Genomic DNA, 25,375 nt, shown 5'->3' with positions numbered 1-25,375 from the left:
TATCGTGGAGCACATGTGCCGAAACATCACCGAGCTACGCGGCCTGGAACCGGCGGCCACCCCGGAGGAAATCGAGGCGGCCTCACGCCAGTACGTCCGGAAGGTCAGCGGAATCACGCGGCCGTCGGGCAGTAACGTCGAGGCGTTCGAAGAGGCGGTCGCCGAGGTCACCGCGATCACCACCCGACTGCTGGCTGGACTCCAACCGCGACGCCAGCCGCCCAAGACCGTTCCGCCGCTGCGGCGTCCCGAGGTGCGGGCGCGACTGAATCTCACATGACGGCCACGCTCACCCGGCCCGCACTCAAGGAGTGGAGCGCGGCCGTTCACGGTCTGCTCGACGGCAGACAGACCGTGCTGCTGCGGAAGGGCGGCATACACGAGAAGCGGTTCGCGCTCAGCGCGTCATGCTTCCTGTTCTTTCCGACCGTCGCTCACAGCCATGCCGAGAGAGTGCGGGCCGAACATGCTGAGCTGCTCGACGTCGCCGCCGCCGACAGCACCGAGGACGAGGTCGTCCTTCGGGCAGGCGCCAAAGTCGTTGCCGCCGTTGAGGTGAGTCGTCCGGAGAATCTTCACGAGATCGAGCCGCTGCACATCTGGACCGCCGAGTCGGTGCGAGCCGACCGGCTGGACTTCCGGCCCAAACACCGCCTCACCGTGTTGGTTGTGCAGGCCAGCCCGCTGCGAGAGCCGGTGCGCCTGGCCCGCAGCCCCGACTACGCGGGCTGCAAGAGTTGGGTGCCGCTACCGGTTGATCCGGACTGGGCCCCGCCGGTGCACTCCGATGAGGTGCTGGCCGATATCGCGCAGCGGGTGCGTCACTCAGTGGCCTGACGGCGGTTCCGGGCCCGCGGGCAGCACGAGCCGCGACCCACCGCCCTCGCCGAGGTGGATGGTGTGCGTCGACACCATGAGTTCGCGGCCGCTGGCCAACGAGTCGCTGGTGCCGAGGTTGCGGGCGAACCGCGGATGCGAGCCGCCTGCGATCAGGACCCGGATTCGCGATCCGGCCCGGAATCTGTGCGCGGTCGCGTCGAGTTCGATGCGAATGGTGTCGCTACCCCGCGAAACCGTTGGGCCGCGGCGATATCCGTCGCTCACATTGCGCGATACCCCCTTGGCGTCCACTTCGCTGACGCGCACGAACAGGTCGTGGTACGGGTTGTCGCAGGAGTGCGACAGTTCGATGACCGGTGACCCGACGACATAGAGATCGGTCGGCAGCCGGTCGCCGGTGAAGCACAGCACGTCGGGGCGTTCGGCGAGCTTGGCATCCTTGCGGTAGCCGGCCTCCGGTGCCAGCAGTCGACCGCCGATCGTCGGCGTCGGGTTCACGGGGTTGTAGGTGAATCGGCTCGGCGGTGCGGTGTCCGGCGGAGCCCCGTCGCCAAGGCGTCCGGTCGGCTGCAGGTACAGCACGCGTTCGGGCATCGCCGGCGGCCATTCCGGCAGGTCGATCCAGCCCTTCCCGTTCAGCTCAACGCGGACCGGACTCCGTGTGGTACCCCGGCCGCGGAGGTGGCCGTCGAGCCAGTCGAGTGTTTCGCGGATCACGGTGGGTGCGGCCTTGGACATGATCTGCGTGTGAGTCCATGGGCCGATGGTCGCGGCGACGTCGACGCCGCGCCGTTTCAGCGCGTCGTACTGCGTCAGCGTCTGCTCGAGGAACAGGTCCTGCCAGCCACCGATCAGCAATACCGGAATATCGGCGTTCGTCAACGCATCCCGGATGTTCGTGTTTGCCCAGAACGGGTCGTCGGCCTCAGGATGGTCGAGCCATTCCTCCCACCACCGGCCGCCGTCGCCCAGCAGCTTTCGGCCCGCCTGCCCCGCGGGTAGTCCGCTGGTCGCGCGGGCCAACGCACGCCGCGCCCGTGCCTGACGGATCACCATGCGCAGCTTGCTCGGTTCTTCCTGGTGGGCAACCAGGTCGCTCCAGCCGAGGAAGTCATTCAGCGCGAAAGATCCGGCGCCCCAACGGGGACCGCTGACGTCATGCGGGCCCACCGTGATGATCGCGGCCTTCATCTCCGGCGGCGGGTCGGCCAGCAGGGCCCATTGGGTGAAGCCCAGATACGAAAGGCCGATGGTGGCGAATGAGCCGGTGAACCATGGCTGGTGACGTAGCCACTCGACGGTGTCCGCGCCGTCGGCGATCTCGTTGACCATGGGATCGAAGTCGCCACCGGAGCCGAATGTGCCACGCACGCTTTGGAACAGGACGTGGTAACCGCGAGACGCGTACACGCCGGCGAACAGCGTGGAGAACGGGAATGCCCGGCCGTACGGGCAGCGCACCAGCAGCGTGCCAGCCGGGGTTGCGGTAAGGGGCTCGTAGTGGTTGGCGATCAATTCGACGCCGTCGCGCATCGGCACCCGCACTCCACGATGGACGGTGTACTCGGTTTCATGCGGTGGCAGACGGAGCAGTCTGCTCAGCGTCCGCCCTACGAAAGTCCTGAGTTTCCCTTTGGCGGGTGAAGCGGTGGCGGGATCGGATACTGCGGTCACGTCACACAGGCTACGCAGGCGGCCGATCGTCGTCCTCGATTGCCGCGACGACCTTTCCCATCAGCCACGCGATGGCGCGGCTCGCGTCGGCGCCGTCGATACCCCACACACCGACCAGTCGCTCGTAGCTCGGCACGTTCCAGAGCACATCGAGAAGGCCCGCCGCCACCTGCTTCTCGGCCGCCGGCCACTCCGGGGCGGCCGCCGACACCGCACGCATGAGCGCGTCGCGCCTGCGGACGTCGACGCCGGCGAACGTCGGGTCCCGAGGCGCCTCGACGGACTCGTGCACCGAGAACCGTTGCAGCGCCGCGAATACCCGGGCGGCGACGTCGCCGATGTTGGTCAGGTCGACGTCCTCGTAGGACACGCCCGCCTCGGACTCCAGGCGCTGCATGACCGCGTCGTGAAGGTGCCTTTCGGTGGGGAAGTGCCGGTAGACCGTCCGCTCACCGACGCCTGCGCGTTCGGCCACGGCCCTGTACGTCAGATCCCGCCAGTTCCATGAGTCGAAGGCGTGCACCAACTCGCCACCCGCCGCGACGATGCGCTCTCGCGTCTCGGCCGCCTTCTCCTGGCGCGCACGGTTGTCGTACGTGCGACGACGCGCTATTGACGACTCGACCATAATGGCGACAGTATACTGCCATCAAATTGAGGAGGTGCGCCGTGGCGGCATCGGGCGATCTGATGGATGCAGCGGTCGAGCGCACCGGGCTCGACGATTTCGGCGACGACTCCTTCCGTGAGGGGCTGGAGATCCTGGTGCGCGCGCTGGCCGAGGAAGCGCGATTGAACGCCCGCGGCGAAGGGTTCATCTACGACCGCCTCTGCCTGCACCTGTGTCAGCGATTGCACGTCGAGGACTGGTATCGCCGGCATCCTGAGATCGACGACGAGCCGATCGAGGCGCCGCTGTTCGGGCTCGGTTTGCCCCGGACCGGGTCGACCGCGCTGTCGTTCCTGCTGGCCCGCGATCCGCACGTCCGCTACCTGCGCAGCTGGGAGTCCACCCGACCGTGCCCGCCACCCTCGACTGTCCAGGGCGACGATCCGAGGATTCCGCCCGAGGCACGGTCGGCGGTCGTCGGCACCAGGCATCACGTTCCCAACGACGTCCAGGGGCCGATGGAATGCCTCGATCTGATGGCGCTCGACTTCAAATCGCAGATGTTCCAGGCATTCGCACAGATCCCGAGCTACTCCGACTGGTTGCTGCAGCGGGCCGACTTCACCTCCACCTATCGCTACGAGCGGCGTGTGCTGAAGCTGCTGCAATGGGGCGAGCCGAAGCGGCCGTGGCGGTTGAAGTCGCCTGCCCACGTGATCTCCCTTGATTACCTGGACCGGGTCTTTCCCGATGCCCGCTTCGTGATGACGCACCGCGACCCCACCGACGTGATGTTGTCGGTCGCCGACGTATACGCCGACATCGTCGGCGGGTTCAGCGACGACGTCGATCGCCGCTACCTGGGTGAGCTCAACATCACCCAGTGGTCGACGGGTATGGACCGCGCGCTGAAGTTCCGGGCTGCCGGCGCCGACGCGCGCTTCCACGACATCGATTTCCGCGCGATGCAGGACGACCCGATCGGCGAGGTGCGCCGGTTGTACGCCTGGCTCGGCGAACCCGTGACCGAGAAGTTCGAGGACGCGATGCGGCGGTGGTGGGTCGACAACGCCGAGAATCGAGAACCACACCCGAAGGCGGACCCCGAGGTATTCGGCTTGGACCTCAACACAATTCGTCCATTGTTCGCCACCTATGTCGATACCTACCTGGGAAGCACTCATGGCAATTGATCTGACCGGCGGCATCGACCCCGAGCGTGAGTACATGTTCGCCGAGCGGCCGGACAACCCCGAGATGCGGGACTCGGTGAGTTTCTGGGTCCTCGACGATCGCGGAGAAGTGGCGTTGCCGCGCATCGGTGTCGAGGCGGTCGCCGCGAACTGGCAGGCGCACGGGGTCCAGGTCAACGTCGCCTTCCCCGACGGGCGCGTGTACCGACTGCGCGACGAGGGCGAGAGCCTGCCGGCCACCGGAGCGGACGGCAAGCCATGCGTGCTCGGCGCAGGCCCCCTGGTGTTCACGTGTGTCGAGCCGTTCGACGTGTGGACGATGACGTTCGACGGGACGGCGGACGCGACGTCGTCGAGCGATCTGATCGCCGGGCGCAAGGACGGGCCGCGTGTCGACCTCAAGTTCGCCGTCGAGGCGCGAATGGCGGTGCCGCCGTGGGTGCAGGGCGCGCTGCAGGCCGATGCCGACAGTCAGCTGAAGACGTCGATCGTGGGCGACCTGATGGGCGGTCCCCGCTACGAGCAGCTGTTCCGGGCGACGGGATCGGTGGACGTGGCGGGCGAACACCGTGCGTTCAGCGGAACAGGCTTGCGAATCCGCAGGCAAGGCGTGCGCCGGCTCGAGGGGTTCTGGGGCCACTGCTGGCAGTCCGCCCTCTTCTCGGACGGGCGGGCGTTCGGCTACATCGCGTATCCGCCGCGGCCCGACGGGGAGCCCGCATTCAACGAGGGATACCTGTTTGACGGGGACGGCGATCTGATGCCGGCGCGCGTCGTCGCTGCGCCGTGGCTGACGCGGTTGCAGTCGCGCGGTGAGGATGTCTCGGTCGTGCTCGAAACCGATCGCGGCACGGTGCGGATCGAGGGCGAGACGGTCGTGTCGACACATGACATCACCGATCCCAGCGAGGTACCCGCCGAGATGCTCGAGAAGATGGCCAACTGGACGTTTCCCGCGCTACAGCAGGCCGGCGTGCGCTACCGGTGGGACGGTGAGGAAGCCATCGGCATGCTCGAACGCTCGAGTCCGATGGACAAGATCACTCGCTAGGGGGCGAGTCGAACTTGTAGTACGGGACCAGATCGTGCGCGCGCTGCAGGTTGGTCTGCATGCAGTCGGGAGGGGGGTTGGAGTAGATCGGCGAGAAGAACAGCGTCTGCTGGATCAGGCCGTAGCTCGTGTCGAACGCGAGCGCGCAGGTGCTCCACCAGCGGTTGTTCCAGTCGGTCGGCTTCATCACCCACCACTGCGCCGCACGGTGACCTTCGACGTCGAGCTGGACCGCGTCGGCAGGCAGGGCCTCCTCGAACGTCTTCCACACGAACGGCTCGATGCTCAGCTGATAGTTGCCCGCGTCGTACTTGCACCGAAGCCCTTCCTCAGGCGTCGGCGGCGTGAAGGCAAGCCCGAGCGACGCGGCCGCGTCGAGCGGGATGTCGCGGCACGGGCTGAACGGGTCCGGGTCGGTCAGGTCGATGACCGGCCACTTGATGCTGGTTGTGACGTTGGTCATCGGGATGTCGCTCGCGCGCACCTGCAGGGGGCCGTCGGAGTTGGCATGGGACACCACGATCACTGCCGCGACGAGCGCACACAGCGCTGCAAGAATGCGCAGCTTGGCGACCATTACACCCCCTGCTGTCGTGGCGGCGGCGACGCCGGCATCCGGTCCAACCCTGCCCGGGGAGTGTAGCCGTCCGCCGCGAGAGGCCGAAGCGGAAATGAGAACCTGTTCTAGTTGGGGTTCGAGAGGTTCGCCGCCCGCACGTAGGCTAAAGGGTTGTGACACGCGATGGCAGGCAGCCCACGTTATGGGCCATCAGCGACCTCCACACCGGTCACACCGGCAACAAGCCCGTCACCGAGTCGCTCTACCCGTCCACACCCGACGACTGGCTGATCGTCGCGGGCGACGTCGGCGAACGCACCGACGAGATCTACTGGGCGCTGGATCTGCTGCGTAAACGATTCGCCAAGGTCATCTGGGTGCCGGGCAATCACGAACTGTGGACCACCGCCCGCGATCCGATGCAGATCTTCGGCAAGGCCCGCTACGACTACCTCGTCAACATCTGCGACGAGATGGGCGTCATCACCCCGGAGCATCCCTTCCCGGTGTGGACCGAAGAGGGCGGCCCGGCGACCATCGTGCCGATGTTCCTGCTCTACGACTACTCATTCCTGCCCGATGGAGCGGCGACCAAGGCGGAAGGCCTGGCGATTGCCCGCGAGCGCAACGTCGTCGGCACCGACGAGTTCCTGCTGTCCGCCGAGCCGTACGCCACGCGTGACGCGTGGTGTCGCGACCGGGTCGCCTCCACACGCAAGCGTCTCGAGGAACTCGACTGGATGACGCCCAACGTCCTGGTGAACCACTTCCCATTGGTCCGCGAACCCTGCGACGCGATGTTCTACCCCGAGTTCGCGATGTGGTGTGGCACCACCGCGACCGCCGATTGGCACACGCGCTACAACGCGATCTGCTCGGTGTACGGGCACCTGCACATTCCGCGCACCACGTGGTACGACGGGGTCCGCCACGAAGAGGTATCCGTCGGATATCCGCGGGAATGGCGCCGCCGCAAGCCATATCGATGGTTGCGGCAGGTGCTGCCGGTCCCGAAGTACGCGCCCGGCTATCTGAACGAGTTCGGTGGACATTTCGAAATCACCCATGAGATGCGCGAGCACGCCGAGAAAGTGCAGCAGCGCATCAAGGCCAGGCAGTCATGACGGTTGCGGCGACCCTGCTCTCGGGTGTGCTGCCCGCCTACGCACAGGCCCTGGCCGCCGCCGAGATGTACACCGACCCACCGGAACTCGCGCCGCTGCCGGAGGAAGAGCCGCTGATCGCGAAGTCGGTAGCCAAGCGGCGTAACGAATTCATCACCGTGCGCTTCTGTGCACGGGAGGCGCTCGGCGAGCTCGGCGTGGCGCCGGTGCCGATTCTCAAGGGGGAGAAGGGCGAACCGTGCTGGCCCGACGGCATCGTCGGCAGCCTCACCCACTGTGCGGGCTTTCGTGGTGCTGCCGTAGGTCGCCGCCGCGACGTTCGATCGGTGGGCATCGACGCCGAGCCACACGACGTGCTCCCCGAAGGTGTGCTCGACGCCGTCAGCCTGCCCGCGGAGCGCGTCGAACTGAAGACGCTGCCGGATGGACTGCACTGGGATCGAATCCTGTTCTGCGCCAAGGAGGCGACCTACAAAGCGTGGTTCCCGGTGACGCGGCGCTGGCTGGGTTTCGAGGACGCGCACATCACGTTCGACGTGGACGCGAGCGGTACCGCGGGTGGGTTCGAGTCGCGGATACTGATCGATCCGTCCGCGCCGTTCGGGGCGCCACTGCAGACGCTGTCGGGCCGCTGGTCGGTGCGCGACGGTTTGGCGCTCACCGCGATCGTCCTATGACCAAACCTGGCATTGTCGTCGTCGATAAGCCGACTGGTATGACGAGCCACGACGTCGTCGGCCGCTGCAGGCGCATCTTCGGCACCCGAAAGGTCGGCCACGCAGGCACTCTGGACCCGATGGCCACGGGCGTACTGGTCGTCGGTATCGAACGGGCCACCAAGATCCTCGGATTGCTGACCGCGACCGACAAGTCGTATGCCGCGACGATCCGGCTGGGCCAGACCACGTCGACCGAGGACGCCGAAGGCGAAATCCTGCAGAGGGTTTCCGCCGCGGGCGTCGCGCGAGAGCAGATCGAGGTCGCGGTGGCCGCGCTGCGCGGCGCGATCGAGCAGGTGCCGTCGGCGGTCAGCGCCATCAAGATCGACGGTCAGCGGGCCTACAAACTGGCCCGCGAAGGGCACACGGTCGAACTGGCGCCGCGCAAGGTCCGCATCGACCGTTTCGACGTGCTCGACGTGCGGCGAGAAGGTGACCTCCTCGATGTCGACGTCGAGGTGGACTGTTCCAGCGGGACATACATCCGCGCGCTGGCGCGAGATGTCGGCGACGCGCTGGACGTCGGCGGCCACCTCACCGCACTGCGGCGCATCCGCGTCGGCCCGTACGGACTCGAGCAGGCCGCGACCCTCGAGGATCTCGCCGAACAACCGCGCCTCTCCTATTCGCTCGACGACGCGTGCCTGATGATGTTCCCGCGCCGCGATCTGAGCGACGACGAAACCGAGGACACCCGCCACGGCAGGCCGCTGAGCCCGGCCGGCATCAGTGGCACGTACGCCGCGACATCATCCGATGGCCGGGTGATCGCGCTGCTCTCCGATGCCGACTCGCGCACCCGCTCGGTGGTGGTGCTGCGACCTGCGACGCTGTAATCGGTTATCCGCGAAGGAAGTCGCAACGGCTACCCGGCCTAGTACCGTGTTGGGCAGCTGGATCGCGATGCCAAGGAGTTGTTGTCTTGATGACTGCGTCGGAGCGCAAGAAACCCAAGAGAGTTGTCATTGGTCGTTCTGCGTCACGGCATGCCTCGCGGGCCGGCATCTCGGCGGTGCTCGGGCTTGCGCTCGCCAACCCGTCGTTACTGATGCGCCTACGACCGACGCTCGACGCGATGATCGCGCGGGCCAGTCCGGTCGTTCCCGGCACGCAGGTGGTCCCCGCCCGCGTGCCTCTGGGTGGCGAGTGGGTGCGCGGTCCCGGCGTCGCCGTTCCGGTCCGCGGCCAGGGACCGGTGATCCTGGTCCTACACGGCAGCGGCTATCTGGCGTGTTCCGCGCGCACGCACCGGGGGTTCGCATCCCATCTGTCAACGCATTCCGGCATCCTCGCCCTCACGGTCAATTACCGTCTCGCGCCCGAGAATCCGTTCCCGGCAGCCGAGGACGATTCGTTCGCCGCCTACCGGTGGCTGCTCGACCGCGGTTACGACCCCGCCAAGGTGGTGCTCGCGGGCGACTCGGCAGGAGGGCACCTCGCGGTGGCAGTGGCGCTGCGCGCCCAGCGGGAAGGCCTTCCCGGCCCGGCTGCGATTTCGCTGTTCGGCCCGCTGATCGACCCGGCGTGTCGCGCGTCCGGTGCCGATCCGAGGAGCCGTAACCAACCGCTCCACCCGAAACTGGCCGCTCGTGCGCTGGCCCTCTATGTCGGCAACCACGATGTCGACGACCCTCGCCTTTGCCTCCTGAACGCGGACCTGTCCGGGCTGCCTCCCATCGAATTGCACTATGGCTCACGGGAGATGATGCGCGCCGACGCAGAGGAGTTCGCCGCGAAGGTACTTGCGTCCGGCGGACGTTGCGACGTCCGCATGTGGCCAGGACTGATGCACGGGTACTGGCTGTGGCCGCGCGATGAACGCGGAGGGCTGACCAGTCTGATGACAGCCGGGCAGTTCCTCGAGGCCGCCGTCGCGTGACCCGCTAGCTGACCACCCAGATCGCTTCTGCCGCAGGGCTTCCCAGATCCACGGTGGTGCCCTTTTCGTGTTCGCCCGAGCCTGCGGACTTCACGGCGACGGAGATCATGCCCGCGAAGTCGCGGCGGGCAAGCACCAGCAACCGGGAATCCAGGCTGATCCCGACGCTGTCGAAGTAGCGCAACATCTCCGGGTCGGCGTCCGAGATGCGGGCGACGACTCCGGTGTCGCCGTCGCGGCACATCGATAGTTGCCGCGCGTCCGGGGTGGGAACATGGCCGTCCGCCGCGGGGATCGGATCACCGTGTGGATCGCGGGTGGGATGACCGAGCTTGGCGTCGATGCGGGCCAGCATGGTGTCGGACACCGCGTGCTCGAGCACCTCGGCCTCGTCGTGCACCTCGTCCCAGCTGTATCCGAGTTCGCGGACGAGGAAGGTCTCCATCAGCCGGTGTCTGCGCACCATCGCCAGCGCGGCCGCCCGGCCCGCGTCGGTCAACGTCACGGCGCCGTACTTCTCGTGGTCGACGAGCCCCTGATCTGCCAGCTTGCGAATGGACTCCGAGGCGGTGCTCGCGGACACGCCGATCCGCTCGGCCAGCATCTTGGTGCTGACTTTTTCGTGTGACCACTCCTGGGCGGTCCAGATCACTTTGAGGTAATCCTGGGCGACCATCGTCAGGTCGCGCGGGTCACCGTTCGGATTCACAGTTACAAAGTTTAGGCAGTCCTCATCTGATCTGGCGATCTAGCGAGGCCGTCGGAGCGTTCGCGCCGTAGGCTTGCGCTGTGCAGCGCTGGCGGGGAAAGGACGAGATCCCGACGGACTGGGGCCGATGTGTCGTCACCATCGGCGTGTTCGACGGTGTTCATCGAGGCCATCAAGAGCTGATCAACCACGCGGTGAAAGCGGGTCGGTCGCGAGGTGTGCCGACCGTGCTGATGACGTTTGACCCGCATCCGATGGAGGTCGTCTTCCCCGGCAGCCATCCCGCCCAGCTGACGACCCTGACCCGGCGCGCCGAGCTGGTCGAGGAAATGGGCATCGACGTGTTCCTGGTGATGCCCTTCACCTCGGACTTCATGAAGCTCACACCCGACCGCTACGTCCACGAACTGCTGGTCGAGAGGCTGCACGTCGTCGAGGTCGTGGTGGGGGAGAACTTCACCTTCGGGAAGAAGGCGGCGGGCAACGTCAGCCTGCTGCGCAAGGCGGGCGATCGATTCGGTTTCGCGGTCGAGGGCATGACGTTGGTATCCGAGGCCTTCGGGGAGACGGCCACCGACCGCGACGAGACGGTCACGTTCTCCTCGACCTACATCCGGTCCTGCGTCGATGCCGGAGACGTCGTCGCCGCCACCGAGGCGCTCGGCCGCCCGCACCGCGTCGAGGGTGTGGTGGTCCGCGGCGACGGCCGCGGCAAGGTGCTGGGCTTTCCCACGGCCAATGTCGCACCGCCGATGTATTCGGCCATTCCCGCCGACGGCGTGTACGCGGCGTGGTTCACGGTGCTCGGCCACGGTCCGATCGTGGGCGAAGTCGTCCCAGGTGAGCGCTATCAGGCCGCGGTGTCGGTGGGCACCAATCCGACGTTCTCGGGCCGCACCCGCACCGTGGAGGCGTTCGTTCTCGACGCGTCGGCCGATCTGTACGGCCAGCACGTGGCCGTCGATTTCGTCGCGCGCATTCGCGGGCAGGAGAAGTTCGCCAAGGTCGAGGACCTGGTCACGGCGATGGGTGCGGACACCGAACGGGCGCGATCCATCCTGGCCGCGCAGTAGACCGGCGATTTCGCAGCTCAGTCGGGTCGCTGCTAGACTCTGCGCCGACCGAGCGTGTGCTGCAGTTCGCGGTGGCCGCGCTTTTGACGGGGACAATCAGCCCCATGTTCGCGGACTGAAAAGATGGAGTTGTTTCGTGGCGCTCACTGCCGAACAGAAAAAGACCATTCTTGGCGAGTACGGCCTGCATGGCACCGATACCGGCTCGCCGGAGGCCCAGGTCGCGCTGCTGACCAAGCGCATCGCCGACCTGACCGAGCATCTGAAGATGCACAAGCACGACCACCACTCACGTCGCGGTCTGCTGCTGCTCGTCGGTCGCCGCCGCCGGCTGCTGAAGTACGTCGCTGCAGTCGACGTGGCGCGCTACCGCTCGTTGATCGAGCGCCTCGGGCTGCGTCGCTGACGCGACGTACGTGCGGAACCTGTCCGCGGTCGTCGCGGCCGCGGTCCTTGCGACCGCCGGTTTGGCCGGATGCTCGCACTCGTCGGCTGCGAACTTGGCGGTCGGTGACTGCCTGAAGACGGGCGGAACCCCCGAACGGCCCGAGGTGACCAAGGTCGCCTGCGGTAGCCGGGAGTCCAATTTCAGGGTGGCGGCCTCGGTCGAAACCAGCGAACAATGCCCGGCGGACGTCGACTCGTACTACTCGATGCGCGGCACCTTCTCGGACAAGACCACCACGATCTGCATGGACGTCGACTGGGTGGTCGGGAACTGCATGAGCATCGACCCGAACAACGACAAGGATCCGGTGCAGGTGGACTGCACCGACTCCGCGGTGCCCAACCGCCAGCGCGCCACCCAGATCCTGAAGGTTGCCAACGTCGACCAGTGCTCCACCGGCGTCGGCTACCCCTACGACGAGCGCGGCTTCACCGTGTGCGTGGAGGACGTGGCCTGAGGGACTCGCGGGATCTCCCGGGGATTTCGGTGCCGTACCTGCTGCAATGTAGGATGGCGGAGTTCGACAGCCGGTTACGGCTCGAATGATTTAGGTGCGGCCCTCGCAGAACCGTGAGCGCCGTTCCCGCGTGTCATATCGAACTGTGTTGGATCAACGAATTGCCTGATCGCGCGGTCTTCGGTAGTGGCTGCCGGGTCTGATACCCGACAGCTTCGATCGATGGCCGTGGCCAAATCGAGGCCGGTGATTCACACACTGTGGCATTGCAAAACAGCTGAACAGTGAAGACTGTGATCCAGAGAGGCCATACGGACAACCATGTCTGTAGTTGAACTTGAAGAAGGCGTGTACGAATCCACCGCCGTCATCGACAACGGGAGCTTCGGCACCCGCACCATCCGTTTTGAGACCGGCCGGCTGGCCAAGCAGGCCGCCGGCGCCGTCGTCGCCTACCTCGACGATGAGACCATGCTCCTGTCGGCCACCACGGCCAGCAAGCAGCCCAAAGACCATTTCGACTTCTTCCCCCTGACGATCGACGTCGAGGAGCGGATGTACGCGGCGGGCCGCATCCCCGGCTCGTTCTTCCGTCGTGAAGGCCGTCCCTCCACGGACGCGATCCTGACCTGCCGCCTGATCGACCGGCCGCTGCGCCCGACCTTCATCTCGGGTCTGCGCAACGAGATCCAGGTCGTCGTCACCATCCTCAGCCTGGATCCCAAGGATCTGTACGACGTGCTGGCCATCAACGCCGCGTCCGCGTCGACCCAGATCTCCGGGATCCCGTTCTCGGGTCCGGTCGGCGGCGTGCGTGTCGCGCTGATCGACGGCCAGTGGGTGGCGTTCCCAACGGTCGAGCAGCTGGAGAACGCCGTGTTCGACATGGTCGTCGCCGGTCGCAAGACCGCCGATGATGTGGCGATCATGATGGTCGAGGCCGAGGCGACCGACAAGGTCATCGAGCTGATCGGCGGCGGCGCGGGCGCGCCGACCGAAGCCGTCGTGGCCGAGGGCCTCGAAGCGGCGAAGCCGTTCATCTCGGCACTGTGCACCGCGCAGGAAGAGCTGGCATCCAAGGCTGCCAAGCCGACCGCCGACTACCCGGTGTTCCCCGAGTACCAGGAGGACGTGTTCTTCGCCGTGTCCTCGGTGGCCACCGACGAGCTGTCCAAGGCGCTGACCATCGCGGGCAAGGAAGAGCGCGACGATCGCACCAACGAGATCAAGGCCGAGGTGCTCGACCGGCTGGCCGAGCAGTACGCCGGCCGCGAGAAGGAGATCGGCGCAGCGTTCCGGTCGCTCACCAAGAAGCTTGTGCGCCAGCGCATCCTGACCGACCACTTCCGCATCGATGGGCGCGGCATCACCGATATCCGGGCGCTGTCGGCCGAGGTCGCCGTCGTACCGCGCGCGCACGGAAGTGCGATCTTCGAGCGCGGCGAAACCCAGATCATGGGTGTCACCACGCTGGACATGGTGAAGATGGCCCAGCAGATCGACTCGCTGGGACCCGAGACCAGCAAGCGGTACATGCACCACTACAACTTCCCGCCCTATTCGACCGGTGAGACCGGACGTGTCGGTTCGCCCAAGCGCCGCGAGATCGGCCACGGCGCCCTGGCCGAGCGGGCGCTGATGCCCGTGCTGCCGTCCATCGAGGAGTTCCCGTACGCGATCCGTCAGGTTTCGGAGGCGTTGAGCTCCAACGGTTCGACGTCGATGGGTTCGGTGTGCGCATCGACGCTGTCGCTGCTGAATGCCGGTGTGCCGCTGAAGGCTCCGGTTGCCGGTATTGCGATGGGTCTGGTGTCTGACGACGTGGAAGTAGAGGGCGGTGGCGTCGAAAGACGCTTCGTCACGCTGACCGACATCCTCGGCGCCGAGGACGCTTTCGGCGACATGGACTTCAAGTGCGCAGGCACCAAGGACTTCGTCACCGCGCTGCAGCTGGACACCAAGCTCGACGGAATCCCGTCGCAGGTGCTGGCCGGAGCGCTGGCGCAGGCCAAGGATGCCCGGATCACCATTCTCGAGGTGATGGCCGAGGCCATCGACGAGCCCGACGAGATGAGCCCGTACGCGCCGCGCATCACCACGATCAAGGTGCCGATCGACAAGATCGGCGAGGTCATCGGGCCCAAGGGCAAGATGATCAACTCGATCACCGAAGAAACCGGTGCATCGATCTCGATCGAGGACGACGGCACCGTGTTCGTCGGCGCGTCCAACGGCGAAGCGGCGCAGGCGGCGATCGACAAGATCAACGCGATCGCCAACCCGCAGCTGCCCAAGATCGGCGAGCGGTTCCTCGGAACCGTGGTCAAGACAACCGATTTCGGAGCGTTCGTGTCGTTGCTGCCCGGCCGGGACGGCTTGGTGCACATCTCCAAGCTGGGCCGCGGCAAGCGGATCGCCAAGGTGGAGGATGTCGTCAAGGTCGGCGACAAGCTGCGCGTGGAGATCGCCGACATCGACAACCGTGGAAAGATCTCGCTGGTCCTCGTCGCCGAAGACGAAGCAGCGGAGGCTCCGTCGGAGACTGCACCAGCAGATGCCGCAGCGGCCACCAACTAGGGCGTTGCGCCGCACCGGACGCGGCGACCAATCATCTGCGGCCGTGCGTCGCACCGTGTTGCCCGGTGGCCTGCGTGTGGTCACCGAGTACATCCCGTCGGTGCATTCCGCATCGGTCGGGGTGTGGGTCGACGTCGGCTCCCGTGATGAGGGACCCAGCGTTGCCGGTGCGGCGCACTTTCTGGAGCACCTGCTGTTCAAGTCCACGCCGACCCGCACCGCGGTCGAGATCGCGCAGGCCGTCGACGCGGTCGGGGGTGAGCTCAACGCTTTCACCTCCCGCGAGCACACCTGCTATTACGCACACGTGCTCGACACCGATCTCGAACTGGCTGTCGACCTGGTTGCGGACGTGGTGCTGCGTGGGCGTTGCGCCGCAGACGATGTCGAGATCGAGCGCGACGTGGTGCTCGAGGAGATCGCCATGCGCGACGACGATCCCGAAGACACCCTCGGCGACGTCTTCCTTTCGGCGATGTTCGGCGCGCATCCTATCGGGCGACCCGTGATCGGCAGCTCGGATTCGATCGCGGCGATGACACGGACACAACTTCATTCGTTCCACATGCGTCGCTATACGCCGGAGCGAATGGTGGTTGCGGTCGCGGGAAACGTGGACCACGACGAGGTGATGGCCCTGGTGCGGGAGCACTTCGGCCCTCGGCTGGTTCGCGGCCGCAAACCCGTGCCCCCGCGCAAGGGGACCGGCCGCGTCACGGGCCGGCCGACACTGCAACTGGTCAACAAGGACGCCGAGCAGACCCATCTGTCGCTCGGTGTCCGGACGCCGGGCAGGCACTGGGAGCATCGCTGGGCGTTGTCGGTGCTCAACACCGCGCTTGGCGGAGGATTGAGTTCGCGGCTGTTCCAACAGATTCGGGAGACACGCGGACTTGCGTACTCGGTCTACTCGACGGTGGACACCTTCGCCGACAGCGGTGCACTGTCGATCTACGCGGCGTGTCTGCCGGAGCGGTTCGAAGAAGTCACCCGGGTGACTGCCGACGTGCTCGGTGCGGTGGCCCGCGACGGCATCACCGAGACCGAATACCGGATCGCGAAGGGTTCAATGCGTGGGGGATTGGTGCTCGGTCTGGAAGACTCCGGTTCCCGGATGAACCGGATCGGCCGCAGCGAGCTGAACTTCGGCACACATCGCAGCATCGCCGACACCCTCGCCAAGATCGAAGCGGTGACACTCGACGAGGTCAACTCCGTCGCGCGCAAACTGCTCACCCGTCCATACGGTGGCGCTGTTCTCGGCCCGCAAACTTCGAAAAGGGCGTTGCCGCAGCCGCTTCGGGCCATGACGCGCTGATCATTTACTGTAGGGACGATGACTCGACTGAGGCGCTCCGGCGCCGACATCCAGCCACTGTCCCGACGGCACGTACTGCTCGGTGGATTGACACTCGCCGCAGTCGCCGCGACCTCACATAATCCTGCACTGGCGCAGCCGCCGTCAGTCGATGCTTCGATCCAAGGCCTGGAGCAAGAGCACAACCGCTCCATCGGGATCTTCGCGACAAACCTGGTGTCCGGCAAGACCGTTGCCCACCGCGCGCAAGATCCCTTTGCGATGTGTTCGACGTTCAAGGGCTACGCCTCGGCGCGCATATTGCAGATGGCCCAGCACGGTGAGCTCTCGATCGAGGACAGGATGTTCGTCGACCCGGAAGGCATTCTGCCCAATTCGCCTGTCACAGAAACACATGCCGGCGGTGAGATGACGCTGGCCGAACTGTGCCAGGCCGCGCTGCAGCAGAGCGACAATGCGGCAGGAAACATCCTGTTGAACAGGATCGGCGGTCCGCAGGCGATCACCGCGTTCGCGCGCAGCATCGGAGACGAACGCACGCGGCTGGATCGATGGGAGACCGAGCTGAACTCGGCGATTCCCGGCGATCTCCGCGACACCAGTACGCCCGAGGCGCTCGGCGGGGGGTACCGCGCGCTGCTCGACGGAAACGTCCTCGCGCCTGCACAACGGAAGGTGCTCGAGGACTGGATGCGCGCCAATCAGACGTCGAGCATGAGGGCCGGGCTACCGCCCGGCTGGACCACCGCCGACAAGACCGGCAGCGGGGACTACGGCAGCACCAACGACGTCGGCATCGCGTACGGACCGGCGGGGCAACGCGTTCTGCTCGCGATCCTCACGCGGTCGCAGGCCGACGATCCGAAGGCCGAGAACATGCGTCCGCTGATCGGCGAGCTGACAGCACTGGTGATGCCGACGCTTCTCGCGTAGAGAAGGACCATGCGTCCGAGCGCGTCGTGTCCGTGTGGGTCGGATGAGCCGTTCGGTCGCTGTTGTCTGCCACTGCACCTCGGCGAACGCCAGGCCGAGACCGCCGAACAACTGATGCGGTCGCGATACAGCGCCTACGCCGCCGACGACCTGGACTACCTCTGGCAGACGTGGCATCCGCGGACGCGGCCCGACGCGCTGACACCGCAGGCCGGATTGACGTGGACCGGTCTGGAGATCGTGGACACCGTGGATGGGAGAACCGGCGACACGTCGGGTGAGGTCGAATTCCATGCGCACTATCTGCAGAACAAGCGAAGCGGGACGCTGCATGAGCGGTCCCGCTTCGCCGTCAGAGCCCGTCGATGGTTTTACGTGGACGGGGAGTTGTTCAGCTGATCCAGGTCAGGCCAGCAGGGCGGCCGGATCGGTGAAGGGCAGATCCAGATCGGCGGCCACCTGCTCGGAGAGCAGCGAACCCTCGTGCGTGGACAAGCCCTTGGCCAGTGCCGGATCGGAGTCGCACGCGGCCTGCCAGCCCTTGTCGGCCAGCTTCAGCACGTACGGCATCGTGGCGTTGGTCAGCGCGTAGGTCGACGTGCGCGGCACCGCACCCGGCATGTTGGCCACGCAGTAGAACACGGTGTCGTGCACCGCGAAGGTGGGGTCGTCATGTGTGGTCGGCCGCGAATCCTCGAAGCAGCCGCCCTGATCGATCGCGATGTCGACGAGCACCGCACCGGACTTCATATGTGCGACGGTCGAATTCGTGACCAGCTTGGGCGCCTTGGCGCCGGGCACCAGCACGGCGCCGATCACCAGGTCCGCCTGCTTGACCGCATCCTCGAGGTCGAGCATGGACGAGTAGCGGGTCTCGATTGCTCCGCTGTTCTCGTTGTCGATCTTGCGCAGCGTGTTGATGTTGACGTCGAAGACCGACACGTGCGCGCCCATGCCCTTGGCGATGCGTGCGGCGTTGTAGCCGGCAACGCCGCCACCGACGACGACGACCTCGGCGGGTGCGACGCCGGGCACGCCGCCCATGAGCACGCCGCGGCCACCGTGGCTGCGCATCAGGTGGTAGGCGCCGACCTGGGCGGCCAGGCGGCCCGCGACCTCGCTCATGGGGGCGAGCAGCGGAAGGGATCCGTCGGCCAATTGGACGGTTTCATAGGCGATCGAGGTCGTGCCCGAAGCGAGCAGTGCGTCGGTGCACGGTTTGGAGGCCGCGAGGTGCAGGTAGGTGAAGAGGGTCTGGCCCTCGCGCATGCGCGAGTACTCGGCCTCGATCGGCTCCTTGACCTTGAGAAGCAGTTCGGCTTCTTCCCAGACCTCGTCGACGCTGTTGACCATCTGAGCGCCTGCGCGCTTGAAATCGTTGTCGGCGATCGCGGACCCCTCGCCCGCACCGGCCTGAACCAGCACCTCATGACCGCGGTGGACCAGCTCGGCGACACCGGCCGGGGTGATGGCGACACGGAACTCGTTGTTCTTGATCTCGGTCGGGATGCCGACGCGCATGATCGCTCCTAAGAATCGGATTTGTTCCCTAAAGTGTGAAGAATCTTCGTTTAGAAGGCAATAAGTATGCGGATAATTCGCTAACATGCGGACATGAGTGAAGAAACATCGATACCGTCGGCGCGTCTCCCGCGTTCGCCGAAGGATGTTCGGGGCGTGGACCTCGATGAGGTGGATCGGCGGATCCTTCTCACGCTGCACGCCGACGCCCGCATCTCCAACAGCGCACTGGCCGAGGTGGTCGGCATCGCCCCGTCGACCTGTCACGTCAGGCTGAGGCGGCTGCAGGACATCGGGGTGATCCGCGGCTTCTACGCCGACATCGATCCGGCGGCGATCGGCCTGACCCTCCAGGCGATGATCTCGGTGAGCCTGCAATCCAGCGCCCGCGGCAAGATCCACAGCTTCATCGACCAGATCAGACGCAAACCTCAGGTGATGGACGTCTACTTCCTGGCCGGTGCCGAGGACTTCATCCTGCATGTCGCTGCGCGCGACACCGACGACCTGCGCTCGTTCGTCGTGGAGAACCTCAACGCCGACACCGACGTGGCGGGCACCCAGACGTCGTTGATATTCGAGCACCTGCGGGGCGCCTCCCCGTTATAGACGGTCGGGCTGAGGCCACCAACTAGGGTTGCCCCCATGCGAGTCGGAGTCCTGGGGGCCAAAGGCAAGGTCGGCGCGACGATGGTTGCGGCGGTCGAGGATGCCGAGGACCTGACGTTCTCCGCGGGGGTCGACGACGGCGATCCGCTGAGTCAACTGGTCGATTCGCGGACCGAGGTCGTCATCGACTTCACCCATCCCGATGTCGTGATGGACAACTTGAGGTTCCTGATCGACAACGGGATCCACGCTGTCGTCGGCACCACCGGATTCACCGACGAGCGGGTGAGCCAGGTCCGGGAGTGGCTGGCCGACAAGCCGGATGCCGCGGTGCTCATAGCGCCCAATTTCGCGATCGGCGCGGTCCTGTCGATGCATTTCGCGCAACAGGCCGCCCGGTTCTTCGAATCCGTCGAAGTCATCGAACTGCATCACCCGCACAAGGCCGACGCGCCGTCGGGGACGGCGACCCGCACCGCCCGTCTGATCGCTGAGGCGCGCAAAGAACTTCCGCCCAATCCCGACGCGACCAGCACGGGCCTCGACGGCGCCCGGGGCGCCGACGTCGACGGGATCCCGGTGCACTCGGTGCGGTTGGCCGGACTCGTCGCGCACCAGGAGGTGCTCTTCGGCACGCTCGGCGAAACGTTGACGATCCGGCACGACAGCTTCGACCGCACATCCTTCGTTCCGGGCGTCCTTCTTGCGGTACGCAAGGTGGCCGAGCGTCCCGGCCTCACCGTGGGTATCGAGCCGCTGCTCGACCTCTGATGAGCCAGAGATCGCAGGCGCTGCGCATTCAGCTGCTGATCGGCTTCATGTGCGTCGCACTGATCGTCTACTTCGTTCTGCTCGGCCGGATCGCCATGGCGTTCATCACTTCTGGCGAAGCCGCCGCGATCGGCCTCGGTCTGGCGCTGATGATCATGCCGTTGATCGGCATATGGGTCATGGTGGCCACGTTGCGGGCGGGGCTCACGCATCAGCGGCTGGGCAGGATCGTCAAGGACGAGGGAATGGCACTGGACGTCAACTCGCTGCCGCGGATGGCGTCGGGGCGAATCGAGCGCGACGCCGCCGACGCGCTCTTCGCGACGGTGCGCGAGGAACTGGAGAACGACCCGGACAACTGGCGACGCTGGTATCGGCTGGCGCGTGCCTACGACTACGCGGGCGATCGCAGCCGCGCGCGCGAAGCCATGAAGAAGGCGGTCGAGATGGAGGAGCGCTCGTGAACAATCCATCGAATAAGACCCTGCTGATCGTCCATCACACGCCGTCGCCGCATACGCAGGAGATGTTCGAGGCGGTCGTGGCCGGGGCCACCGATCCCGACATCGAGGGCGTGGAGGTCGTCCGCCGACCGGCGCTCACGGTGTCACCCGTCGAGATGCTGGAGGCCGACGGCTACGTGCTAGGCACTCCGGCGAATCTGGGCTATATCAGCGGTGCCCTGAAGCACGCCTTCGACTGCGCCTATTACCAACTTATCGACTCCACGAAGGGGCGGCCTTTCGGCCTGTACCTCCACGGTAACGAGGGCACCGAGGGAGCCGAGCGTGCCGTGGACGGGATCACCGGCGGGCTGGGATGGGTGAAGGCCGCCGAATATGTTGTGGTGGCGGGCAAGCCGAGCAAGGCCGACCTGGAGGCGTGCTGGGAGCTCGGCGCCACGGTCGCGGCGCAGTTGATGGGGTAGCCGAAGACACTCCGGTGGCCATGGTGGCGAACTACTATTGCCCCTCGACACGAGGACGGAAGCGATGGTGGCGGCAACGAATTTCGCACTGCTACACGGGGGTGGGCAGGGCAGCTGGCTGTGGGACGACGTGATCAGCCTGCTGTCGGCATCCGCAGATACCGACTGCATCGCGCTCGACGTGCCGGGGTGTGGTGCCAAGCGTGGCCGCGATACATCCTCAATCGAATTCGACGACATAGCCAGGGAACTCGTCGACGACATCGATGCAGCGGGTATGTGTGACGTCGTGTTGGTCGGACATTCGCAGGCGGGCATGGCGATTCCCCGCATGGTCGAGATCGCGCCGGCGATGTTCGGCAGGATCGTCTATGTAGCATGTTCTGCACCGCCGCCCGGAACCAGCGTTCTGGAATTGATGGGCAATTGCGCACATGGCGAGCGGGAGGACAATGTTGGATTCCCCCTCGATCCGAACACGACATCGCTCGAAGAGCGCTTCGCGGTCATGTTCTGCAACGACATGTCGGCACCCGATCGCGAGGCGTTCCTCGCGAAGCTGGGGCACGACAATTGGCCGTTGAGCTCCTACTTCTACAGTGACTGGCGTTACGACCATCTGGCGGCCGTCAAGTCGACATACGTAGTGTGCGAACAGGATATGAGCCTGCCGCCGGCGTGGCAGGAACGTTTCGCCGAGACGCTGCGGGTAGACAGGGTGGTCCGGATCGACGCGGGCCATCAGGCGATGACCACACGACCGCAGGAGCTCGCCACCGCGTTGCTCGCCGAGACGCAAGCCTGACCGACGGAGGAGACACATGCCTGGGATTGCCGAACTCGCTATGGGCGCCGCGCCGATCGCCGGCGGGGCCCTGCTGGGCGCCGCTGCCGGCAGCTTCAAGGGGCCCGACGTTCGCGCCATGATCGCCAAGGACATGGACCTGCTCGAACGGATCCCCGATGACAGGCCGGAGCTGAAAGCCCGCCTGGAAGCGAGTATCAACGAGCGCATCGCCGATCTGATCGAGGGAACCGAGCGGTCGCGCGCATTGCGCGAAGCCGCGATGTCCTACGCCGGAAACTGGCGCGACATCGTGGTGTTCCTCTGCGCGATCCTCTTCACGATCGTGTGGTGGAACGTCAGCCACAGCCGATCGAACTGGCTGGTGATGTTCATCGCGATGATCATCTTGTCGATCCTCGCCGGCATCTACGCGGGCCGGGGGGTTGCGCGCGCAATCGGCACGTTCCTCCACCGAAACGACCACGATTCTCAGTAGGTGCGATTGAGCTCCGCTATGCACCAACCTGTTTGAGCATCAACGTTAGTTGTTGCTTGGTGGTGGTTGTGGTTCGAAGGGCGTGTACCACCACCAGTCGGCGCGTTCGCCGGTCGGTCCTCGGTAGGGCGCGACGTCGGGTGGGGCTCGATTGGGTGATCGGGCAAGCGATCCGGTGCTGAGTTCGCGTCCCGCGCTGTCGGTGACGGTGATGTCGGGTGCGGGTCCGGTGATGGTGATGGCCCCGCGGTGGTGGCACCGATGGTGATAAGGGCACAGCAGCACCAGGTTGTCCAGGTCGGTGGGGCCGCCGTCTTCCCAGTGCCGGATGTGGTGGGCGTGTAGACCGCGGGTCGCTGTGCAGCCGGGCACCGCACAGGTGCAGTGGCGGTATTCGAGGGCGCGGCGTAGTCGGCGGTTGATGGTGCGGGCGGTCCGTCCGGCGCCTAGGGGTTGACCGTCGCGCTCGAACCACAGCTCGCAGGTGGCATCGCAGGTCAGGTATTGGCGGTCGTGGTCGGCGAGCAGCGGCCCCAGATGCAGGGAGGCGGTCTTGTCCTTGACGTCGAGGTGCACGACGACGGTGGTGTGCTGTCCGTGCGGGCGGCGGGTGACGTCGGCGTCCCATCCCGATTTCACCAGACTCATGAACGCCTCACCCCTGGTAGGAAACGGCGGCCGGTGTTGTGCGGGCAGGGTGTCGTCGCGGTCGCGGTCGCGTTGGTGTTGGGCGATCGCGGCATCCAGATGTGACTGCACGGCGGCGTCGAAGGTCGCCGTGTCGAGGTGGGACAGTTGAATCTTCCAGTAGGTGTACTGCTCGTCGCTGTGGGTCTTGGTGATCGAGGGCGGCAGCTCGGGCTCGGGTTCGGGTTCCCGATCAGGGTTGGGTTCACGCCACGGATCGGGTTCGGGGTCCAGGGGTGGTTCGAGTTTGAGGGCGGTGTTGAGCTGACTGACGGTGGTGACCTCGGCCAGCGCGGCATAGTGGGCGTCGGATCCGTTGGCGGCCTTCTTCGCGATCGTCCCGACCTGATCCAGTGACAGCCGGCCCTCGCGCATCCCGGCCGCACACAGAGGAAACGCCGGAAGTCGATGCGCGATGGCGGCGATGGTGTTGGCGTTGGCCGTCGAGGACCCGGTCTTCCAGGCCACCAGCGCCGCGATCGATCGCGCCCCGGTCATGCTGACCAGATTGTCGTGGTCCATCTCGGCGACGAGTTCCACGATGCGTGCATCGATGGCATTGCGCTGACCCATCAAGTCGCCCAGTTCCTCGAAACACGCATCGAGACGATCAACCCGACTCAAAGCGGGAACGTCGATCGATGCGGTCGAAGACATGACCCCATCAAAGCATCGGGGTCCGACAAGTTCCGGCGGTCAAACCTCAGTAGTGGTAGGTGTCTGACGGTGCCGGAATATGCGCCGGTTCGTCGACGTCGTCGAATTCCGTCACCTCGATGCCGTAGGAGCGGGCGAGGTCGAGAATCTTGTTGGCCCTGGCGATGCGCGGTAGATCGGAGCCGTTGCGGATCTCGCCGCCGTCACGCTCGAACTCGGTGAAAAACTCCTTGGCCCAACTGATTTCCTCGGGGGACGGTGACAGCCCCTCGTTCACCGTCGGACACTGGTCGGGTGTCAGGCAAATCTTTCCCGTCATGCCGAACTCGGCGGATACCGCTGTCGCCTCGCTCAGCTTCAGCGCACTCGAGCCGACCGTCGGGCCGTCGATCGCACTGGGCAGGTGCGCCGCCTTCGCCGCGATCGTGAACCGCGAACGCGCGTAGGCCAGCGTCGTGGGGTTGTCCCCGAAACCGGTGTCACGCCGGAAGTCGCCGATTCCGAAGGCCAGCCGGAACGTGCCCTTGGTGGCGGCGATCTCGGTGATGCGCTCCAGACCGCGTGCCGTCTCCACCAGTGCGACGATGGGCACGTTCGGCAGCCGCTTCGCGGTTTCCGTCACGTGGTCGACGGACTCCACCATCGCGAGCATCACGCCGCCGATGGACGTCTTACCCAATGCATCGAGGTCGTCGGCCCACCAGCGTGTGCCGAATCCGTTGACTCGGACCCAGTCACTGTTTCCCTCGCCAAGCCACCGGATGACGTTGTCGCGTGCCTCCGTTTTGTCCTTCGGGGCGACGGCATCCTCGATGTCGAGGACGACGATGTCGGCGCGGGATGCCGTCGCGGGCGCGAAGCGGTCGTACTGCGCGCCGTTGACCAGCAGCCAACTGCGTGCGAGTACCGGGTCGATACGCGATCCCTCGCCGGAATCCGGTTGCTCTGAGGTCGGCTGGTCGCTCATCCGTTCATGGTTGCGCACCGGCCGTCTGTGGCGTTACGCGGGGTCAGCCGAGGTGGACGCCGAAGAACGACTCCATGGCGTCCCAGTGCCGTTGCGCCGCCGCGGGGTCATAGGGGGCGTTGTCGGGAACGGCGAAGCCGTGACCCGCCCCGTACCACTCGATGGTGTACTCGACACCCGCCGCCGTGAGCGCCTTCGCCAGTTTTTCGGCCGCATCGGTGGTGAACGAGGCGTCGTTCTCGGCGCCGCCCACATAGACGGCGGCCTTCATTTGATCGGCGAGAAGATGCGGGCTGCCCGGATCGTCGGCCGCTAGGCCGCCGCCGTGGAACGACATCGCCGCGGCAACGCGTTCCGGGAGTCGGCCCGCGACCACCAGGGACGTCCGCCCGCCCATGCAGTAGCCGGTGGTGCCGAATGCTTCGCCGCTGATCTCGGGCCGAGACACGAGATAGTCGAAGAACGCACCTGCGTCGGTGGCCATGATGTCCGGCGTGACCTTCGAGATCATCGAGAAGAGCCGTTTGCGCTCGCCCTCGTCGTTGAACACCGACGCCATCTCGAAGGGCGCCCAATCACCGTCGCGGTAGTACACGTCGGGGACCAGAACGGCGTAGCCGTAGGAGGCCAACTGGTCGCCCATGTCGCGGAACGTCTGGCGCACGCCGCCGGCGTCGGGGTACATGACGACTCCGGGCCACGGCCCGTCGCCCTCGGGGGTGTGCAGGGTGACCGGGCAGGTGCCGTCGGCCGTGGTGATGCTGTCGGTGATGATCGGCATGGCTTTC

General features: G+C 66.1%; 29 protein-coding genes. 21 read left to right on the top strand and 8 right to left on the bottom strand.

Annotation, left to right across the window (positions count from 1 at the left end; genetic code table 11):
• Positions 1-13: 13 nt before the first annotated feature.
• Both AB4Z42_RS21505 and AB4Z42_RS21500 read left to right on the top strand, forming a co-directional pair.
• Positions 14-280 (top strand): DUF2277 domain-containing protein, encoded by a 267-nt coding sequence (locus tag AB4Z42_RS21505; protein ID WP_442011236.1) that lies wholly within the window; start codon positions 14-16, stop codon positions 278-280.
• The gene (locus tag AB4Z42_RS21500) at positions 277-837 is read left to right on the top strand and encodes a DUF1802 family protein (protein ID WP_442011235.1); all 561 of its coding nucleotides are present in this window, start codon (positions 277-279) and stop codon (positions 835-837) included. Before AB4Z42_RS21505 ends, AB4Z42_RS21500 begins: the two co-directional genes overlap by 4 nt.
• Here AB4Z42_RS21500 and AB4Z42_RS21495 read toward each other — a convergent pair.
• On the bottom strand, positions 826-2,514 hold the full coding sequence (locus tag AB4Z42_RS21495; RefSeq protein ID WP_442011234.1) for a CocE/NonD family hydrolase: 1,689 nt from the start codon (positions 2,512-2,514) through the stop codon (positions 826-828). The two genes, AB4Z42_RS21500 and AB4Z42_RS21495, sit on opposite strands and share 12 nt — an antisense overlap.
• Before the next feature lie 10 nt (positions 2,515-2,524).
• Positions 2,525-3,142, bottom strand: coding sequence for a TetR family transcriptional regulator (locus AB4Z42_RS21490; RefSeq protein ID WP_442011233.1), 618 nt, complete (start codon positions 3,140-3,142; stop codon positions 2,525-2,527).
• Positions 3,143-3,183: 41 nt separating this feature from the next.
• On the opposite strand from AB4Z42_RS21490, the gene AB4Z42_RS21485 reads away from it, so the two are divergent.
• Together AB4Z42_RS21485 and AB4Z42_RS21480 are read left to right on the top strand one after the other, a co-directional pair.
• The gene (locus tag AB4Z42_RS21485) at positions 3,184-4,317 is read left to right on the top strand and encodes a sulfotransferase family protein (protein ID WP_442011232.1); all 1,134 of its coding nucleotides are present in this window, start codon (positions 3,184-3,186) and stop codon (positions 4,315-4,317) included.
• Positions 4,307-5,368, top strand: coding sequence for a hypothetical protein (locus AB4Z42_RS21480; RefSeq protein WP_442011231.1), 1,062 nt, complete (start codon positions 4,307-4,309; stop codon positions 5,366-5,368). Before AB4Z42_RS21485 ends, AB4Z42_RS21480 begins: the two co-directional genes overlap by 11 nt.
• On the opposite strand, the gene AB4Z42_RS21475 is transcribed toward AB4Z42_RS21480, so the two are convergent.
• Complete coding sequence (locus AB4Z42_RS21475) at positions 5,358-5,945, bottom strand: DUF3558 domain-containing protein (RefSeq protein WP_442011230.1); 588 nt, start codon at positions 5,943-5,945, stop codon at positions 5,358-5,360. The genes AB4Z42_RS21480 and AB4Z42_RS21475 overlap by 11 nt on opposite strands.
• 155 nt (positions 5,946-6,100) lie before the next feature.
• Here AB4Z42_RS21475 and AB4Z42_RS21470 point away from each other — a divergent pair, with 155 nt between their 5' ends.
• From AB4Z42_RS21470 to AB4Z42_RS21455, 4 genes are all read left to right on the top strand, one after another.
• A complete protein-coding gene (locus AB4Z42_RS21470) occupies positions 6,101-7,051 on the top strand; it encodes a metallophosphoesterase family protein (RefSeq protein WP_442011229.1) in 951 nt (316 codons plus the stop codon).
• On the top strand, positions 7,048-7,728 hold the full coding sequence (gene pptT, locus AB4Z42_RS21465) for a 4'-phosphopantetheinyl transferase PptT (protein WP_442011228.1): 681 nt from the start codon (positions 7,048-7,050) through the stop codon (positions 7,726-7,728). The genes AB4Z42_RS21470 and pptT overlap by 4 nt, the downstream gene beginning before the upstream one ends.
• On the top strand, positions 7,725-8,606 hold the full coding sequence (gene truB / locus AB4Z42_RS21460) for a tRNA pseudouridine(55) synthase TruB (protein WP_442011227.1): 882 nt from the start codon (positions 7,725-7,727) through the stop codon (positions 8,604-8,606). Before pptT ends, truB begins: the two co-directional genes overlap by 4 nt.
• A gap of 89 nt (positions 8,607-8,695) precedes the next feature.
• On the top strand, positions 8,696-9,649 hold the full coding sequence (locus AB4Z42_RS21455) for an alpha/beta hydrolase (protein ID WP_442011226.1): 954 nt from the start codon (positions 8,696-8,698) through the stop codon (positions 9,647-9,649).
• Between the two features lie 4 nt (positions 9,650-9,653).
• Here the strand turns inward: AB4Z42_RS21455 and mntR are convergent, their stop codons facing one another.
• Entirely contained in the window at positions 9,654-10,325 is a 672-nt protein-coding gene (gene mntR, locus AB4Z42_RS21450) for a manganese-binding transcriptional regulator MntR (RefSeq protein WP_442011264.1), read from the bottom strand.
• Between the two features lie 113 nt (positions 10,326-10,438).
• Between mntR and AB4Z42_RS21445 the strand changes: the two genes are divergently transcribed.
• The 7 genes from AB4Z42_RS21445 (at position 10,439) to AB4Z42_RS21415 (ending at position 17,563) form a co-directional block, all read left to right on the top strand.
• Complete coding sequence (locus tag AB4Z42_RS21445) at positions 10,439-11,431, top strand: bifunctional riboflavin kinase/FAD synthetase (RefSeq protein WP_442011225.1); 993 nt, start codon at positions 10,439-10,441, stop codon at positions 11,429-11,431.
• Between the two features lie 136 nt (positions 11,432-11,567).
• A complete protein-coding gene (gene rpsO, locus AB4Z42_RS21440) occupies positions 11,568-11,837 on the top strand; it encodes a 30S ribosomal protein S15 (protein ID WP_442011224.1) in 270 nt (89 codons plus the stop codon).
• Between the two features lie 10 nt (positions 11,838-11,847).
• Complete coding sequence (gene lppU / locus AB4Z42_RS21435; RefSeq protein ID WP_442011223.1) at positions 11,848-12,336, top strand: LppU family putative lipoprotein; 489 nt, start codon at positions 11,848-11,850, stop codon at positions 12,334-12,336.
• A gap of 321 nt (positions 12,337-12,657) precedes the next feature.
• Entirely contained in the window at positions 12,658-14,913 is a 2,256-nt protein-coding gene (locus AB4Z42_RS21430; protein ID WP_442011222.1) for a polyribonucleotide nucleotidyltransferase, read from the top strand.
• Positions 14,891-16,231: a M16 family metallopeptidase gene (locus AB4Z42_RS21425; RefSeq protein ID WP_442011221.1), complete on the top strand. Its 1,341-nt coding sequence runs from the start codon at positions 14,891-14,893 to the stop codon at positions 16,229-16,231. The genes AB4Z42_RS21430 and AB4Z42_RS21425 overlap by 23 nt, the downstream gene beginning before the upstream one ends.
• Positions 16,232-16,279: 48 nt before the next feature.
• Positions 16,280-17,164: a class A beta-lactamase gene (gene bla, locus AB4Z42_RS21420; protein ID WP_442011263.1), complete on the top strand. Its 885-nt coding sequence runs from the start codon at positions 16,280-16,282 to the stop codon at positions 17,162-17,164.
• A gap of 9 nt (positions 17,165-17,173) precedes the next feature.
• Positions 17,174-17,563: a YchJ family protein gene (locus AB4Z42_RS21415; RefSeq protein WP_442011220.1), complete on the top strand. Its 390-nt coding sequence runs from the start codon at positions 17,174-17,176 to the stop codon at positions 17,561-17,563.
• A 6-nt stretch (positions 17,564-17,569) separates the two neighbouring features.
• On the opposite strand, the gene ald is transcribed toward AB4Z42_RS21415, so the two are convergent.
• Positions 17,570-18,685, bottom strand: a complete 1,116-nt coding sequence (ald, locus tag AB4Z42_RS21410) for an alanine dehydrogenase (RefSeq protein WP_442011219.1) — start codon at positions 18,683-18,685, stop codon at positions 17,570-17,572.
• A gap of 93 nt (positions 18,686-18,778) precedes the next feature.
• Between ald and AB4Z42_RS21405 the strand changes: the two genes are divergently transcribed.
• The 6 genes from AB4Z42_RS21405 to AB4Z42_RS21380 all read left to right on the top strand — a co-directional run bounded on the left by AB4Z42_RS21405 (position 18,779) and on the right by AB4Z42_RS21380 (position 22,276).
• Positions 18,779-19,294, top strand: a complete 516-nt coding sequence (locus tag AB4Z42_RS21405) for an Lrp/AsnC family transcriptional regulator (RefSeq protein WP_442011218.1) — start codon at positions 18,779-18,781, stop codon at positions 19,292-19,294.
• 36 nt (positions 19,295-19,330) lie between these two features.
• Positions 19,331-20,065: a 4-hydroxy-tetrahydrodipicolinate reductase gene (gene dapB, locus AB4Z42_RS21400; RefSeq protein WP_442011217.1), complete on the top strand. Its 735-nt coding sequence runs from the start codon at positions 19,331-19,333 to the stop codon at positions 20,063-20,065.
• Positions 20,065-20,529 carry a hypothetical protein gene (locus AB4Z42_RS21395; protein WP_442011216.1) on the top strand — a complete coding sequence of 155 codons (465 nt, stop codon included), beginning with the start codon at positions 20,065-20,067 and terminating at the stop codon, positions 20,527-20,529. Before dapB ends, AB4Z42_RS21395 begins: the two co-directional genes overlap by 1 nt.
• A 62-nt stretch (positions 20,530-20,591) precedes the next feature.
• Entirely contained in the window at positions 20,592-20,993 is a 402-nt protein-coding gene (locus AB4Z42_RS21390; protein WP_442011262.1) for a flavodoxin family protein, read from the top strand.
• 64 nt (positions 20,994-21,057) lie between these two features.
• Positions 21,058-21,798, top strand: a complete 741-nt coding sequence (locus tag AB4Z42_RS21385) for an alpha/beta fold hydrolase (protein WP_442011215.1) — start codon at positions 21,058-21,060, stop codon at positions 21,796-21,798.
• Between the two features lie 16 nt (positions 21,799-21,814).
• On the top strand, positions 21,815-22,276 hold the full coding sequence (locus AB4Z42_RS21380; protein WP_442011214.1) for a hypothetical protein: 462 nt from the start codon (positions 21,815-21,817) through the stop codon (positions 22,274-22,276).
• Between the two features lie 45 nt (positions 22,277-22,321).
• Here AB4Z42_RS21380 and AB4Z42_RS21375 read toward each other — a convergent pair whose 3' ends face one another.
• The 3 genes from AB4Z42_RS21375 to AB4Z42_RS21365 are packed head-to-tail and all read right to left on the bottom strand — an operon-like array spanning position 22,322 to position 25,368.
• On the bottom strand, positions 22,322-23,620 hold the full coding sequence (locus tag AB4Z42_RS21375) for a DUF222 domain-containing protein (RefSeq protein WP_442011213.1): 1,299 nt from the start codon (positions 23,618-23,620) through the stop codon (positions 22,322-22,324).
• Positions 23,621-23,666: 46 nt separating this feature from the next.
• Positions 23,667-24,587 carry an HpcH/HpaI aldolase/citrate lyase family protein gene (locus AB4Z42_RS21370; RefSeq protein WP_442011212.1) on the bottom strand — a complete coding sequence of 307 codons (921 nt, stop codon included), beginning with the start codon at positions 24,585-24,587 and terminating at the stop codon, positions 23,667-23,669.
• 43 nt (positions 24,588-24,630) lie between these two features.
• The gene (locus tag AB4Z42_RS21365) at positions 24,631-25,368 is read right to left on the bottom strand and encodes a dienelactone hydrolase family protein (RefSeq protein ID WP_442011211.1); all 738 of its coding nucleotides are present in this window, start codon (positions 25,366-25,368) and stop codon (positions 24,631-24,633) included.
• Positions 25,369-25,375: the final 7 nt, after the last annotated feature.

The sequence above is a fragment of the Mycobacterium sp. 2YAF39 genome (genome assembly GCF_052114565.1).
Lineage (GTDB): Bacteria > Actinomycetota > Actinomycetes > Mycobacteriales > Mycobacteriaceae > Mycobacterium.
This window is presented reverse-complemented; position numbering and strand designations above follow the sequence as displayed.